Here is a 16008-nt window from a genome sequence, read left to right as displayed (position 1 = left end):
CCTGCGTTTTATTATCTTTACGATTGTGACATGAAAAAGGGTCATTTGTCCCAGACAAGTTCACAATCTGAGCCGTAAAAATCCTTATCTACAAACAGGTTACCGACGGCAACCACAATGCCGTTCATCATCAGGATTGGCGTGCGGCGACGTTGCCAACTTGGAACCTGATATTCTTGAAACAGCTTCTTTAACTTGCGAGAGCCAGAGCGTCCATGGGGATGGGCGCTCAGTCCTTCAGGGTTGAACGTAACGCTCAAAGCCCCAGTGAGTTTAGCGCATTCTAGCGTCATAGTGCTGTCGCCTGAACGACCTCTTTTTAAACTTAAGATCCCTAAATCATCTGGTAAAGCTAACGGCTCCTCCAATGTCAGGGCATGTGTCCAACTCGTCACATCAGCTTGCTTCGCAATCCAATAAAGGTAGCCACGAAATCGGCGGACTACTCCACCGGACAATTCTATCTGAGGGTTTGCATCAACCCTAGCTAACGCGACTTCCTGCCAAAGTTTTTGTAGCTGAACTTCACTAGGCAAAACTGTCACTTGAGATTCTAACCACATACGCAATAGCTGGTCGCGTTTTAGCTCTGAAAAGTGATTTAACGCCTCTACCTTGATACCCATAAAGCTATTAAGGCAGGCATCAAGCTCCGGTTTTAGCAGCTCTTCTAGTAACCGCTCTTGCTTAGCACATAGTCTTGCACTGCGATTCACCGCTTTGGAAAAGCTAGGCCAACGAGTACTGAGCAAGGGCATGACCTCATGCCGCAAAAAATTTCGATCGAAGCGGGTATCTTGATTACTTTCATCCTCAAGCCATTGCAGTGCTTGATCATTGGCAAATTGTTCAATGTCTTGACGTTGCGCATTGAGGAGAGGACGAACAAGACTACCCTTACCGAAAGGCATACAAACCGCCATTGATGATAGCCCCTTAGGTCCGCCGCCACGCTTAACGGCAAGCAGAAAAGTTTCGGCTTGATCATCCAAATGCTGCCCGGTGATCAGAACGTCGTCATGCGTCATATGTTGATTGATAGCCTGATAACGAGCATGACGCGCCTGCTGCTCAATGCTATCACCACTATTGAGGTTCAGTTGTACATGCTCTGCAACAAACTCAACCTTTTCTTCTTTCGCCCACTGCTTGCATAGCGCTAGCCAATGGTCAGCTTTGTCGCTCAACCCATGATGAACGTGAACTGCGACAATCGAAGTAGATGGGTAGCATGTACGATACTCAACGGCCAGTCTCAGCAATACTCGGGAGTCAACGCCGCCACTGAATCCGACAACAATGCGCCCTCCATCAGGAATATAGCGGAGCATAGAATTGGTGAACTGTTGACGTAGCGACATTGGTATTTCCTAAATGGCGTAGAGACTCAAAATACAAAAAAGGCGAGCATAATGCTCGCCTTATTATATAAATCAATTTCGTTTAGCAGTAGCCATAACTCATCAAACGTTGATAGCGACGCTCAAGAAGGTTCTCTTCTTCTAGCTGATCGAGCTCTTCTAGCTGACGAAGCAGGGTTGCTTTCATGTTTTCAGCCATTTGGATCGCGTCTCGGTGAGCGCCACCAAGCGGCTCTTCGATGATCTCGTCAATAAGCTCAAGCTCTTTAAGACGCGGGGCAATCAGACCCATCGCCTCTGCTGCTTGTGGTGCTTTATCCGAATCACGCCACAAGATAGACGCACAGCCTTCAGGAGAAATTACCGAGTACGTTGAGTACTGAAGCATGTTCACGTAGTCGCCCACACCGATAGCGAGTGCACCACCAGAACCGCCTTCACCTACAACGTTACAGATTACTGGCACCTTCAAACCCGCCATCACCTTAAGGTTCATTGCGATAGCTTCAGACTGACCACGCTCCTCTGCGCCAACACCTGGATATGCACCCGCCGTGTCAATAAAGGTAATGATTGGCATGTTGAAACGTTCAGCCATACGCATCAGACGAAGCGCTTTACGGTAGCCTTCTGGCTTAGGCATGCCAAAGTTACGTTTTACTTTTTCTTTGGTTTCACGGCCCTTCTGGTGACCAATGATCATCACTGGACGTCCTTCTAGGCGAGCCATACCACCCACGATCGCTTTGTCGTCTGCAAAAGCACGATCACCAGCAAGCTCATCGAATTCCGTAAATACGTGCTCAACGTAGTCCAACGTATATGGACGTTGCGGGTGACGAGCGAGCTGTGCTACTTGCCACGCGCCAAGATCACTAAAGATTTTCTTTTTAAGCTCTAAGCTTTTCTTCTCTAGTTGTTCAATTTCTTTATCTAAGTCAATTGCGCTGTCACCACCGTGACGAGATACATCACGCAGTGCTTCAATTTTTGCTTCTAGTTCGGCAATTGGCTTTTCAAATTCAAGAAAGTTCAAGCTCATCTATGAATCCTTTTCGATTCTGCTTTGGGACTAAAGTCCCAAAGTTATATTAGTTAAATTCGAGTTCTACCTGGTCTTTACCAAGTAACTGCTGTAATTCTTCTAGCAGCGTATCATTTGGTGTAACACGCCATTCTGTACCCAACGTTAGTTTTGCTCGTGCATCCGAACGCTGATAATAAATATTGACCGGCACAGTCCCCGCTTTATGAGGGGTAAGTATTTCCATAAAGCGCTGATAAAAGCGCTCATCAATTTGTTGCTCTAACAAAGAGATGGATAATCCTCTCGTAAATTTCTCGCGAGCGCTACCAAGATCTAAAACTTCGCGGGCAGACATTTTAAGTCCACCATTGAAGTCATCAAAGCTGACCTGTCCAGAAACAACCACTATTTTATCTTTTTCTAACAATTCAGCATATTTATCTAGTGCATCTGAGAACAACATCACTTCCATACGACCACTTCGGTCGTCCAAAGTCATAATTCCGATGCGTGTGCCACGTTTCGTAGTCATCACACGAGCAGCGATCACCAGACCCGCAACCGTCAGCGATTGATCACGACGTGTTGGCGTGGCGTCTTTTAGTCGACAACTTGTATACTTGGTTAGTTCCTTGAGGTAGGCGTTAATTGGGTGCCCGGTCAAATAAAGACCTAACGTCTCCCTTTCGCCTTCCAGCCAAACCTTTTCTGGCCAAGCAGGAACCTGAGTATACTTGTTCTCGACTTCTTCTGGAGCATCGGTCAAGACGCCAAACATATCGCCCTGTCCAAAAGCTTCAGCTTGGTGATGTTGACTTGCCGCTTTCACGGCATCATTTAGTGATGCCATTAATGCGGCTCGGTGTGGCCCCAGTTTATCAAGCGCCCCCGCCATAATGAGTTTTTCAATCACTCGCTTATTGACCTTTTTAAGGTCAATGCGAGCGCAAAAATCAAACAAGTCACGGAAATAACCATCTTTGTTTCTGGCTTCGATAATGGCATCAATTGGGCCTTCACCAACCCCTTTGATCGCTCCGATTCCGTAAACTATGGCACCTTCATCATTGACATTAAATCGGAACAAGCCAGCGTTGATGTCTGGTGGCAATACCTTGAGCTTCATGCGGAAGCACTCATCGACAAGGCCGACGACTTTTTCGGTGTTATCCATATCTGCGGTCATTACCGCTGCCATAAACTCAGCTGGATAGTGTTTCTTCAGCCAAAGCGTTTGATAAGAAACCAGAGCATACGCTGCCGAGTGCGATTTGTTAAAGCCGTAACCTGCAAACTTCTCTACCAAGTCAAAGATCTTCATCGCCAGTTCGCCGTCGACGCCATTATTAATGGCCCCTTCTTCGAACACTGCACGCTGCTTGGCCATCTCTTCAGGCTTTTTCTTACCCATCGCACGACGCAGCATGTCTGCGCCGCCTAGCGTATAACCCGCTAGGATCTGCGCCGATCTGCATCACCTGCTCTTGATAAAGGATGATGCCATAGGTTGGCTCAAGCGTCTCTTTTAGCGATTCATGTTGCCAGGTTTCATCCGGATAGGAGACGGCCTCTCGTCCGTGTTTACGGTCGATAAAGTTATCTACCATGCCCGACTGAAGCGGACCCGGACGGAACAAGGCTACCAGTGCGATAATATCTTCAAAACAGTCCGGCTGAAGGCGTTTGATAAGCTCCTTCATACCTCGAGATTCCAGCTGGAATACCGCAGTGGTTTCTGAATTTTGTAGCAGTTGGAAAGACGGCTGATCGTCGAGTGGAATGGATTCGATCCGAACCGGCTCTTTACCTTCTTTCTCTAAGCGTGGGTTGATAAGCCCCAATGCCCAATCGATGATGGTTAACGTTCTCAGGCCCAAAAAGTCAAACTTAACCAGACCTGCGGTTTCCACATCGTTTTTATCAAACTGTGTAACTGGGAAATGGCCCTCGGAATCTGCGTAGATCGGCGCAAAATCCGTAATTGTGGTTGGTGAGATTACAACACCACCCGCGTGCTTACCGGCGTTACGTGTACAACCCTCTAGGATTCGACACATGTCGATAAGGTCGCGAACTTCTTCATCGTTGTCATACAACTGCGGTAGTGCGGGCTCAACATCAAACGCCTTTTGCAGCGTCATACCAGGATCACCCGGGATAAGCTTCGATATACGATCGACAAAGCCAAACGGGTGACCAAGTACGCGCCCTACATCTCGAATAACCGCCTTCGCAGCCATGGTACCGAATGTAATGATCTGAGATACCGCATCACGACCATACATTTCTGCTACGTGATCAATAACTTGGTCACGTTTATCCATACAGAAGTCGACATCGAAATCGGGCATGGAAACACGCTCAGGGTTCAAGAAGCGCTCGAATAGCAGATCGTATTCTAGAGGATCAAGGTCGGTGATTTTCAGCGCATACGCAACCAAAGAGCCGGCACCCGAACCACGACCAGGACCTACAGGGATCGCATTATCTTTCGACCACTGGATGAACTCCATTACGATCAAGAAGTAGCCAGGAAAGCCCATTTGGTTAATTACGTCGAGCTCTACTTGTAAGCGCTCATCATACTCCGGTCGGCGCTCAAGACGGACCTGCTCATTAGGGAATAGGAACTCTAAACGCTCTTCTAGACCTTCTCGAGACTTCATCACCAAGAAGTCTGTCTCTTCCATACCCTCTGTTGGGAAAGCAGGTAGGAAGTACTCTCCAAGCCTGACCGTGACATTACATCGCTTGGCTATCTCGACAGAGTTTTGCAGTGCTTCTGGAATATCGGCGAATAACTCGCACATCTCTTCTTCGCTGCGTAAATACTGCTGGTCACTGTAGCGTTTAGGACGACGTGGATCATCGAGGGTATATCCATCGTGAATCGCGACTCGGATCTCGTGAGCGTCGAACAGTTCTTTATCGACAAACACAACCTCGTTGGTGGCAACGACAGGTAACTCTAGCTCTTCGGCTAACTCAATCGCAAAATGCAGGTAACTTTCTTCGTCTGAACGTCCCGTACGAATTAGCTCGAGGTAGTAGCGATCTGGAAAGTGGGTCTGATAGAAAGCCGCACACTGCTTGGCAAGCGCTTGGTTGCCTTTGAGTAGGGCTTTACCAACCTCACCTTCTTTGGCACCCGACAGGACAATCAATCCCTCTGAGAGCTCTGCAAGCCACGCTTTGTCAATCACAGGTTGATGCTGTACGTGTCCACGAAGGTAGGCTTTTGAGATCAGCAGCGTTAGGTTGTTGTAGCCCTTGTTATCCGCAGCAAGCACAGTAATACGAGTCAGCTCTTCGCCAAACTCGTCTGATTGCATGGAAAAGTCGGCCCCAATCAGTGGCTTAATACCCGAGGAATGAGCATTGCCATAAAACTTTACGAGACCACAAAGGTTAGTGAAGTCGGTCAATGCCATAGCTGGCATACCCATCTCCGCTACCTTCTTCACTAGTGGCGGTACTTTGGAAAGACCATCCACCATTGAGAAGTCACTGTGAACACGTAAGTGTATAAACTTGGGGTCTGACATAATGAATCCTAAATCGTCACGACATTCTAATGGCTATATCTGAAGCCACTAGCATTTCAATAGCGTTAATCTTTAATACTGTTAGTCTTCTAAACCTAGGGCGCGCTTTACTGGCTTAAAGCTTTTTCGATGCTGAGCAATAACGCCATGCTGCTCAATCGCTTCAAAATGCGCCTTGGTTGGGTATCCTTTGTGCTTGGCAAATCCAAATTCCGGATGCTCTTTATCGAGCTCTTCCATTTCTTGGTCACGCACCACCTTAGCGATGATAGAGGCGGCGCTGATTTCCGCGACGCGAAGATCGCCTTTCACCACAGCCTGTGCGTCCATCGGAAGCGCCGGCGTTCGGTTGCCATCGATAAGCACGAGATCTGGCGTAGCACTCAGCCCAGCGACCGCTCGCTGCATCGCAACCATGGTAGCTTGAAGGATATTAAGCTGATCAATTTCTTCCGGTGAACAGCGACCCACAGACCAAGCTAACGCTTTCTCTTTTATCTCTGGATAGAGCGCGAGCCGTTTTTTCTCTGACAGCTTCTTAGAGTCGTTGAGACCTTCTATCGGATTGTTAGGGTCAAGTATAACGGCAGCAGTTACTACGTCACCAACCAAGGGACCACGTCCTACTTCATCCACACCAGCTACTGCAAGGTAACCTTGAGGATATTCAAAAGGAGGTAACTCTACTGGTGTTTTCTTTTTGGTCATAATCTATCAATCAATTTAAGTACGGCGTCGGCGGCCTGTTTATCCGCATCTTTGCGGATCCAATGATGCATTTCGGTGAACTTCTCAATCATATCGCGATTGTCGCCATTCAGCAGTCGCGTCAGCTCAGCGTGCAGGTTCTCAGGTGTGCAGGCTTCGAGTAGGAACTCTTTGACTATCTCGTCGTCCGCCAAAATATTAGGTAAAGAGACATACTTAGTCTTAACCAGACGCTTTGCCAAAAATGCGGTGATGGCATTCATCTTGTAACCAACAACCATAGGTCTCTTGAGTAACATGCACTCTAATGCCACCGTACCAGACGCGAGCAACACTGCATCGGAGGCTGTAATCACATTACGGGCCGTATCTTGAACAATATGAAAATCTAGCTCTGGGGCATATTGCTGCCAAGCATCAATAAACTGCTGTTTACGTTTATCGTTTACGGCTGCAACGACAAAGCCGAGTGTCGGATCATCCTTGCTGAGCTTGAGACAGGTCTCGATAAATGGCTGCGAGAGCATTTTGAGCTCATTACCACGACTACCCGGTAGCACAGCGAGCCATTTTCTATCTTTATCAAGTCCCAGCAGCTCTTGAGCTGCCCCTTTATCAGACTCCAAAGGAATCGCATCGGCAAGGGTGTGACCAACAAACTCACACGGTACGTTGAACTTGTCATAAAACGCTTTTTCAAACGGCAGAAATGCTAACACTAAGTTCGTCGCTTCAGCGATACCGTGGATGCGTTTTTGCCGCCAAGCCCACACAGAAGGGCTGACGTAATGTACTGTTTTAGTGCCTGCTTTTTTCAGATCCAACTCAAGTCTTAAATTGAAATCTGGGGCATCAATCCCGACAAACACATCGACCGGATTCTCAGTAAAGTACTTAACCAATTCAGCCTTAACATGCAGCAGTCTTCTTAGCCTACCCAAGACCTCCACAAGCCCCATCACAGCAAGCTCTTCCATATCGAATAGAGACTCGCAGCCCTGGGCCATCATCTTTGGTCCGCCAATACCGACAAACTCAGCATCCGGATAGCGCACTTTGAGCGCCTTGATAAAGCCCTCGCCAAGCGTATCACCAGAGAGTTCGCCTGCGACGATGCCGATGCGTAATGGTCGTTCCATTGATAGTCCCTATTTGCGATAAGTTTATGGTTTTCTTAAAACAGAAAAAGACCGCCAGTCCGACTGGCGATCTTTTAAGCTTGCTGAGATGCTGAGCTAGCGAATAATGCCACGCTCTGACGTTTCCAAGATCTCAATGAAGCGTCCAACAGAGGCCCATTCTTGCGCCATCTCTTCCAGTACCGGCTTCACTTCGGCTAGGGTCTTACCCGAGCGATAAATCTCTTTGTAAGCTTTCTGCAATGCACGAAGCTCTGGCTTCTCAAAGCCATTACGCTTTAGGCCAACAAGGTTTAGGCCAAACGGCGTAGCGTGGTTACCTTGGGCTAAAACATAAGGTGGCACATCTTGAACGACAGCAGAACAACCGCCTACATAGGCGTATGCGCCTACCGTGCAGAATGGGTGAATCGCTGATAGAGCCATCACGCCAGCGTAGTCGCCAACGGTAACATGCCCACCAAGGATTGCATTGTTGCCAATATGAGTGTGATTACCAACGATCACATCATGAGCGATGTGTGCGTTGACACACAGTAGGTTGTCGTTACCAACAACAGTCTGTGTTTTGTCCTGCGTGGTGCCTCGATGGATCTGTACACTCTCACGGATCACGTTGCGGTCACCCACAATTACACGTGTATCTTCGCCGCCATACTTCTTATCTTGGTTTTCTTCACCGATAATCGCTTGCGGGAACACTCGGTTGTCATTGCCAATCGTCGTGTTACCTTTAATCACGACGTGCGACATAATTTCATTGTTTTCACCGATGGTGACGTCACCCGCAATGTAGGTAAATGGACCTACTGTGGTGTTCGCACCAATAGTGACGTTACCTTCGATAACGGCACTTGGGTGTATCTTTGCAGACTCATGAATCATATTAAAACTCTCTACGAGCACATTTCCAGTTCAGCAGAACAAACAATCTCACCATCGACTTTCGCCACACCGTTAAATGCAGCGATACCGCGGCGCTCTTTCACGAACTCCACTTCGATAATGAGTTGATCACCAGGCACTACTGGCTTGCGGAATTTCGCTTTGTCGACACTTGCAAAGTAGTAAAGCTCATTATCTTTAGGTGCACCAAACGATTTAAACGCTAAAAGGCCGGTTGCTTGCGCCATCGCTTCTAGGATCAATACACCAGGGAATACCGGAAGCTGTGGGAAGTGACCTGTGAATTGTGGTTCGTTCACCGAAACATTCTTGATAGCGGTCAGATACTTTTCTTCTTGATAGTCGGTCACACGATCGATAAGCAGAAACGGATAGCGATGTGGCAGAAGTTCCTGAATCTCAGTGATGTTCATTGTTTTAGTATCGGTGCTCAAAGTAAAAATCCTATATCAATTCTTTTCTAGTCTAGGGGCATTATATACCCAAATACCCCACAGTGTCAGTTAGGGAGCCAAGCTCGACCTGAACCAAGTTCACGCACATAAAAAGACTCGCCTAAAGCGAGCCTTTTTTGTTTAAGCGACTGAGGGTTAGTCCTCTTGTTGCTCGAGCAGTTTCTCGACTGCTTTTAGGCGCTTGTTCATCTCATCAATGCGATGAACACGAGTTGCGGTCTTACGCCACTCTTTATTGGTTTGAAGCGGTATACCTGACGAGTAGATACCTTTCTCTGGTAAGCTGCGCATAACCATGCCCATTCCCGTTACGATAACACCATCGGCGATTTCAATGTGGCCGTTAAGAACACTTGCTCCACCGATTTGGCAGTATTTACCAATCTTCGTACTACCAGCGACGATAGTACCACCAGCCATCGCTGTGCCATATCCGATGTGCACGTTGTGTGCAATCTGCATCTGGTTATCGATGATGACATTGTCTTCGATAATCGTATCGTCGAGTGCACCACGGTCGATGGTTGTACAGGCACCGATTTCTACTCGATTGCCAATTCTTACTGTACCAAGCTGAGGGATCTTAACCCACTCACCTTTTTCATTGGCATAACCGAAGCCGTCAGAGCCAATCACTGTACTTGATTGAACAAGGCAGTCTGTACCCATCACAACATCATGGTAGATGGCAACGTTCGCCCAAAGCTTAGTGTTTGCACCAAGCTTTGCGCCTTTACCGATAAAGCAACCTGCACCAATAACAACGTTGTCGCCTAGCTCAGCACCGGCTTCAATAACAGCGTTAGCACCGATAGAGACATTACTACCTAATTTTGCTTCCGGTGATACTACAGCGCTCGCTGCAATGCCTGCTGAAGCCGGACTAGGCGTACTATCTAATGCTTGAGCAACTTTCGCATAAGCCACATAAGGATCAGCAACCACTAAAGCATTCGTTTTACAGTGCTCTAATTCCGTTGCCTTCACCATTACTGCTGAAGCTTTACACTCTCCAAGGTGCTTTGCGTACTTAACGTTGGTTAAGAACGTAATTTCACCTTCACCTGCGCGATCCATTGGGGCAACAGTGTGAATTGAGACATTCCCATCACCGTGTAGTTCACCACCAGTGATCTCAGCAAGCTGTGCTAACGTCAATGCTGTCATGTTATTCCTACTAGCTAAACTAATTACTTAAGAGTGTCGATAACTTTGCTTGAGATATTGAACTCTTCTTTCGCATAACCCACCGCTTGAATGTCGATGATCATGTCGTAGCCTTCTTTCTCAGCCACTTTCTCAACAGCTTGTTGGATAGTTTGGAAAAGCTTTTGCTTCTCTTCTGCTTCACGACGCTGGCTCTCTTTCTCTAGAGCTTGACCCTTGATCTTGTATTTGCTGTCTAGCTGACCAATTTCAATACGTAGTTTCTCTACTTCTTCAGTGCCTAGTAGCTCGCCATCGCGCTGAAGTTTTTCCATTTTCTTAGTCGCTTCTGCTTGGATAGCTTGAAGCTCTGCCGCTTTGTCTTTGAACTCGTTTTGCAGTTTCTGAAGCGTAGCTTCACGTTGTGGAAGCGCTTGGAAAACTTGTAGCGTGTTCACGTAGCCAATTTTCTGAGCCGCTTCAGCTGCTGTTGCAAACATTGAAGAGGTAAGGATAACTAGGCCAAGACCAGCCGCTTTCATCATATTTTTCAAGGTCGATTCCTCTGTTTAAAAATCTTGTATTTACTTAAGCTGTGGGGCAATGCCCCACAGAATTAGAATGTGTTACCAATCGTGAAGGTAAAGGCTTCTGTTTTATCGCCTTCAAACTTCTTAACTGGCGTCGCTAATGAGAAGACCAATGGCCCCATTGGCGACATCCATTGGACTGCCACACCTACCGATGCACGGTAGTTAGATGGGTCCGAATAGTCGTAGTAATATTGTTTACCCGGCATGTTTGGATCTGGGGATACATAAGTAAACTCGGTATCCCATAGGCTTGCCGCATCAAAGAACACACTGGTTCGAATTTGATTTCGGAACTCATCCGATGCAAATGGTGTTGGAACAATTAGCTCCACACTCGCTAGTGCTACCGCGTTACCACCCACCGATTGTTCTGTCGCTGAGTAACACGGGTTGTTACCGCCGACGTTACCACAACCACCGCCGTTTGGATCGTTATAAACCGCTTTCGGACCTACCGAGTTCTGACGGAAGCCTCGTAGTGTTGAGAAACCACCGACATAGAAGTTCTCGTAGAACGGCAACAGGTTGTCATTACCATTGGTTTGACCATAACCGTTACCGTAGCCTAAACGACCCTTCAACAATAACGTAAAGTTGTGGCTTTGTGTAATCGGAAAGTACTGCCTAATGTCGTATTGTGTCTTAAAGTATTGAACATCCGAACCAGGTACTGTCACTTTTCCGTAAAGTTTTTGATGGTTGCCCGCTGTAGGGAAACGACCACGGTTTAGATTGTTTCGAGTCCATGCTGCTGTCAGGTGGAAATCATCGGTAATCAAGTTACCTTCTGCATCTCGGTTCTTCTCCTGAGCTTGCAGGAATTTTTCAATCTGAACGTATTCTTTGATGTTACCCAGACGACTGTGGGTATAGCCACCACCGAACTCAAGATAGTTAAGTTCGTCGACCGGGAAACCCCACGTCAACGTACCGCCGTAGCTTTGGTCGGTATAGTCGATGATGCCCGCTTTAGACGCTTCGAACTCGTTGTAGAATATCTGCCCACCCAAACTAACGCCGTCTAGGTTCCAATAAGGGTCACGATAATCTAGGGTAATGTTCTTTTGGTATTTGTTGGTCATAGCACTGATACCAACTCGGTCACCTGAACCTGCGAAGTTATCTTGCTGAAGACCGACCTGGAAGCTGATACCCGATTCGGTACCATAGCCGACACCAAAGTTAACACTGCCCGAGTTGGCTTCTTTTACGTCATAGACCAAATCCACTTGGTCATCAGAACCAGGAACGCGAACGGTTTGTACATCTACGGTCTCAAAGAAACCCAGTCGGTTCAGACGGTTTTTACCCGTTTCGATAGACTTAGAGTTCAGCCAGCTCGATTCCATCTGACGCATTTCTCGACGCAGAACTTCATCTTTTGTCGAGTTGTTACCTGTAAAGCGAATATCACGCACATAAATACGATTTCCCGCTTCCACATTGATAACTAGCGATACCTCATTGGTTTCGTCGTTAAACTCTGGGATCGTTCTCACCTGAGGATACGCATAGCCGGACTCGCCCAGCACTCGCTTAATGTTCTCTTCAAGCGCGGTTACGCTAGAGCCATTATAGGTATCGCCTGCAGCAAACGGCACCATACCTTCAAACTCAGCTTGCTTACCAATCAACTGACCTCGGAAATTCACGTCTTTAACTGTGTAAGCTTCACCCTCGTCGATACCAAGGGTGATGTACACACCTTTTTTATCTGGAGAGATAGAAACCTGTGTCGTGTCGACCTTAAATTTCAGATAACCACGGTCTAGGTAGAATGACTTCAAGGCTTCAATATCACCAGCCAGTACCTGTTTCTGGTATTTGTCATCGGCCAAGAAGTTCCACCAAGCGACATCAACATTGAGGTTGAAGCGAGACAGAAGTTCTTCGTCAGCAAAGACGGTGTTGCCAATAAAGTTAATCTGCTTAATTTTCGCAGACACACCTTCTGTAAAGACAAACTTCAAGTCAGCACGGTTACGTGGAAGTGGTGTGACAACGGCTTGTACTTTTGCGTTGTATTTACCCACACTGTAGTAAAAGTCCTCTAGACCTTTTTCAATGTTACTCAAGGTCGTTCTATCAAGTGCTTCACCTACCACGACGCCTGACGCATCAAGGTTTTGTTGCAGTTGTTCTTCCTTGATAGCCTTGTTGCCCGAGAATGAAATGCTTGCAATGGTTGGGCGCTCTTTCACTCGAACGACTAACGCATCGTTATCTCGAAGGACTTTAATGTCTTCAAAGTTGCCAGACTGGTACAAAGCGTTGATGATTTCGGAAATATCTTTACCGTCAACGGTATCACCAATACGTACAGGCATCTTCAATAGCGCCGCACCCAGTGCAACCCTTTGCAATCCCTCTATACGAATGTCCTGTACAACAAAATCCTCAGCCCCATTCGCCGACACACTTGTCGCCAGTAGAGATGCGAATAAAATATGCTTAATCGCCATACCTGCTCTAATTATTCCTTGCTAATACTGCTGCCTGAATTCTGATATCAAAGGCGTGTAAAATCATTAAAAATTGCTATCAGCATTAATGAGAAGATGATGGCACCTCCCACTCGATAGCCCATTTCTTGTACTTTTTCTGGGACTGGTCGTCTAATCACTGCCTCTACAGCGAAGAACATCAAATGACCGCCATCTAACATTGGTAACGGTACTAAGTTGATTATCCCTAGGTTGACACTAATCAGCGCCAAGAAACCTAAGAAGTAGACCAAACCATAATCTGCCGTCGTTCCCGCACCTTTCGCGATCGAGATCGGTCCGCTCAGATTATTCAGCCCCACATCGCCAACAATCAGCTTTTTAAGCATCGTCATTGTCAGCTCAATAATTTGTCCTGTTTTTACGATGGCCTTCCCCACCGCTTCTACCGGTCCATATTGAAGATCAAATCGATAATCCGCTGGCCATTCGCCCAGTTCTGGAGCAATGCCCGCAAACCCTATATTGCTTCCATCAGCCAACTCGCGAGAGCCAGGGACTAGGGTGATTGAAACACTCTCCCCCGCTCGATTAACCGTCATTGGTAGCTGGGTATTTGCACTGCCTTGAATCGCTTCGACAACCTGGTTCCAACTTTCAACAGCAACACCATCAATCTGAGTGATGGTATCGCCTACAAGAAGACCAGCCTGTGCACCTGCACCATCAGCACTGACGTTTACCAGCGTCATCTTTATCTCAGGAGAGAAAGGAACAAAACCAAGCGTCCCCATAGCAGACTCTGTTTCTGGATTAAAGTTCCACGTTTGAAGATCAAGTGTTAACTTTTTGTCCATTCCTATTTGGCTTTCTGATGACACTGTGATCGTCATCTGACTATCACCAATGTGAGAAACCAAGCCGAGGTTTACCGACTCCCAGTCTAGAGTTTGCTTGCCATCAACAGAGAGAATCTGCATGCCTGGCTCTAAGCCCGCTTGAGCGGCTATTGAGCTTGGAGTCACCTCTCCCACCACAGGCTTAACCGCAGGTACACCAATAAGAAATACCAACCAGTATGCGAATACGGCAAAGAAGAAATTGAATGCTGGACCCGCTCCTACAATAGCGGTTCTTTTCCATAGAGGCTTTTTATCAAAAGCATACTTGTGATCTACCTCAGAGACTTCATCGACTCGACTGTCGAGCATCTTGACATAGCCGCCTAGGGGGATCATTGAAATACTGTATTCGGTGCCGTCTTTACCGACTTTAGACCAGATTGACTTACCAAAACCAATCGAGAACTTTTCAACGTAGACGCCACACCGTCGAGCAACCCAAAAGTGCCCAAATTCATGAACGGCGACAAGAATGCCTAATGCGACAATAAAGGACGCCAGATTCCACAAAATATCAGTCATAGCTATATCTCAAAAAGAGGTCTGTTAAAAAGTCTTGTATTAATACGAACGCACTATTTCTTGCGCATAACTTCGAGCCATTCTATCTACCTCAAGAATAGTTTCCAAGTTATCCAATTGCTTAAATTCGTTTGATGCGCATACTTTCGACATAACACGCTCATTTACTGAGCTTATCTCGGTAAATCGAATTTTTTCCGATAAGAACGCTTCTACCGCAATCTCATTGGCCGCATTAATCGCTGTGGTGGCATGTTGCCCTTCAAAACACGCTTCCATCGCCAATGCTAGACAAGGATAACGAGTGTAGTCTGGTTCAAGGAACGTCAGCTCACCCACTTTAGTGAAATCAAGTGGTGCAACGCCTGCCGGAATACGGTCTGGATAGGACATGGAATACGCAATCGGTGTCGCCATATCAGGCTGTCCCATCTGCGCCAGCACTGAGCCGTCGTTGTACTGCACCATGGAATGAATGACCGACTGCGGATGGATGATCACCTTTAGTTGGTCTTTCGAGGTGTTAAAAAGCCAGCGAGCTTCGATAAACTCTAGCCCTTTGTTCATCATGGTCGCAGAGTCTACTGAGATCTTCGGCCCCATCGACCAGTTAGGGTGTGCAATCGCCTGAGCTGGTGTTTTACTCGCTAATTCTGCGATATCGGTATATCGGAAAGGACCGCCGGAACCTGTCAGTAAGATATGATTGATGCCAGAATCTGCTAATTGGCAATGCCCAAGGTTAGTTTGAATATCGGTAGGCAGACACTGAAAGATAGCATTGTGTTCGCTATCGACGGGTAGCAAAGAAGCATTGTGTTCACGCACAGCATCAATGAACAATTGGCCTGACATCACCAAGGCTTCTTTGTTCGCCAACAGAACTCGTTTACCTGCCTTAACAGCTGCCAAGGTAGGAAGCAATCCAGCCGCACCCACGATAGCAGCCATGACCATATCAACGTCACTGGCGCTTGATACGTCACACATCGCTTGTGGACCTGAAAGCACTTGAGTTTTCGAACCCGATACAAGCAGCGCTTTGAGCCTCTTGGCGTCAGCCTCGTCATTTAGAACTGCAAATTGTGGTTGCCACGCCGCGCATAGCTCAGCCATTTTAGTGACATTTTTGCCACCAACGAGCGCGTATATATTGAAAGCAGAAGGGTTTTCCGAAACGACTTTTAAAGTGCTAGCTCCGATAGAGCCAGTTGCACCTAAAATGGTAAGATTTTGCATGCTAAAACAACCACTTTTAAA

Annotated in this window: 10 protein-coding genes and 2 pseudogenes; all 12 read right to left on the bottom strand. The window is 47.1% G+C overall.

All coding sequences use genetic code 11. The features are described 5' to 3' along the window. Positions 1-41: 41 nt before the first annotated feature. Positions 42-1361 carry a tRNA lysidine(34) synthetase TilS gene (gene tilS, locus AC6I8Y_RS03675; RefSeq protein WP_498020791.1) on the bottom strand — a complete coding sequence of 440 codons (1320 nt, stop codon included), beginning with the start codon at positions 1359-1361 and terminating at the stop codon, positions 42-44. Between the two features lie 82 nt (positions 1362-1443). Continuing rightward, positions 1444-2403 (bottom strand): acetyl-CoA carboxylase carboxyl transferase subunit alpha, encoded by a 960-nt coding sequence (accA, locus tag AC6I8Y_RS03670; RefSeq protein ID WP_042476381.1) that lies wholly within the window; start codon positions 2401-2403, stop codon positions 1444-1446. Between the two features lie 49 nt (positions 2404-2452). Next, positions 2453-5933 (bottom strand): annotated as a pseudogene (gene dnaE, locus AC6I8Y_RS03665) (DNA polymerase III subunit alpha). A gap of 81 nt (positions 5934-6014) precedes the next feature. Continuing rightward, positions 6015-6641 carry a ribonuclease HII gene (gene rnhB / locus AC6I8Y_RS03660; RefSeq protein ID WP_128647850.1) on the bottom strand — a complete coding sequence of 209 codons (627 nt, stop codon included), beginning with the start codon at positions 6639-6641 and terminating at the stop codon, positions 6015-6017. Beyond that, positions 6638-7780, bottom strand: coding sequence for a lipid-A-disaccharide synthase (gene lpxB, locus AC6I8Y_RS03655; protein WP_252013682.1), 1143 nt, complete (start codon positions 7778-7780; stop codon positions 6638-6640). The genes rnhB and lpxB overlap by 4 nt, the downstream gene beginning before the upstream one ends. A 96-nt stretch (positions 7781-7876) precedes the next feature. Further along, positions 7877-8665, bottom strand: coding sequence for an acyl-ACP--UDP-N-acetylglucosamine O-acyltransferase (lpxA, locus tag AC6I8Y_RS03650; protein WP_128647851.1), 789 nt, complete (start codon positions 8663-8665; stop codon positions 7877-7879). Between the two features lies 1 nt (position 8666). Beyond that, positions 8667-9099, bottom strand: a pseudogene (fabZ, locus tag AC6I8Y_RS03645) (3-hydroxyacyl-ACP dehydratase FabZ). Between the two features lie 177 nt (positions 9100-9276). After that, entirely contained in the window at positions 9277-10308 is a 1032-nt protein-coding gene (gene lpxD, locus AC6I8Y_RS03640) for a UDP-3-O-(3-hydroxymyristoyl)glucosamine N-acyltransferase (protein ID WP_042476364.1), read from the bottom strand. 23 nt (positions 10309-10331) lie between these two features. Then, positions 10332-10832, bottom strand: a complete 501-nt coding sequence (locus AC6I8Y_RS03635; protein ID WP_128647935.1) for an OmpH family outer membrane protein — start codon at positions 10830-10832, stop codon at positions 10332-10334. Positions 10833-10903: 71 nt separating this feature from the next. Next, on the bottom strand, positions 10904-13342 hold the full coding sequence (bamA, locus tag AC6I8Y_RS03630; protein WP_234494389.1) for an outer membrane protein assembly factor BamA: 2439 nt from the start codon (positions 13340-13342) through the stop codon (positions 10904-10906). A gap of 47 nt (positions 13343-13389) precedes the next feature. Further along, positions 13390-14748: a sigma E protease regulator RseP gene (rseP, locus tag AC6I8Y_RS03625; RefSeq protein WP_498020790.1), complete on the bottom strand. Its 1359-nt coding sequence runs from the start codon at positions 14746-14748 to the stop codon at positions 13390-13392. Positions 14749-14787: 39 nt separating this feature from the next. Further along, positions 14788-15987, bottom strand: coding sequence for a 1-deoxy-D-xylulose-5-phosphate reductoisomerase (gene ispC, locus AC6I8Y_RS03620; protein WP_394153476.1), 1200 nt, complete (start codon positions 15985-15987; stop codon positions 14788-14790). Positions 15988-16008: the final 21 nt, after the last annotated feature.

The sequence above is a fragment of the Vibrio sp. KUL78 genome (assembly GCF_059725505.1).
Note: the sequence above shows the minus strand (reverse complement) of the source record. Positions and strands in the feature narration are given on the sequence as shown.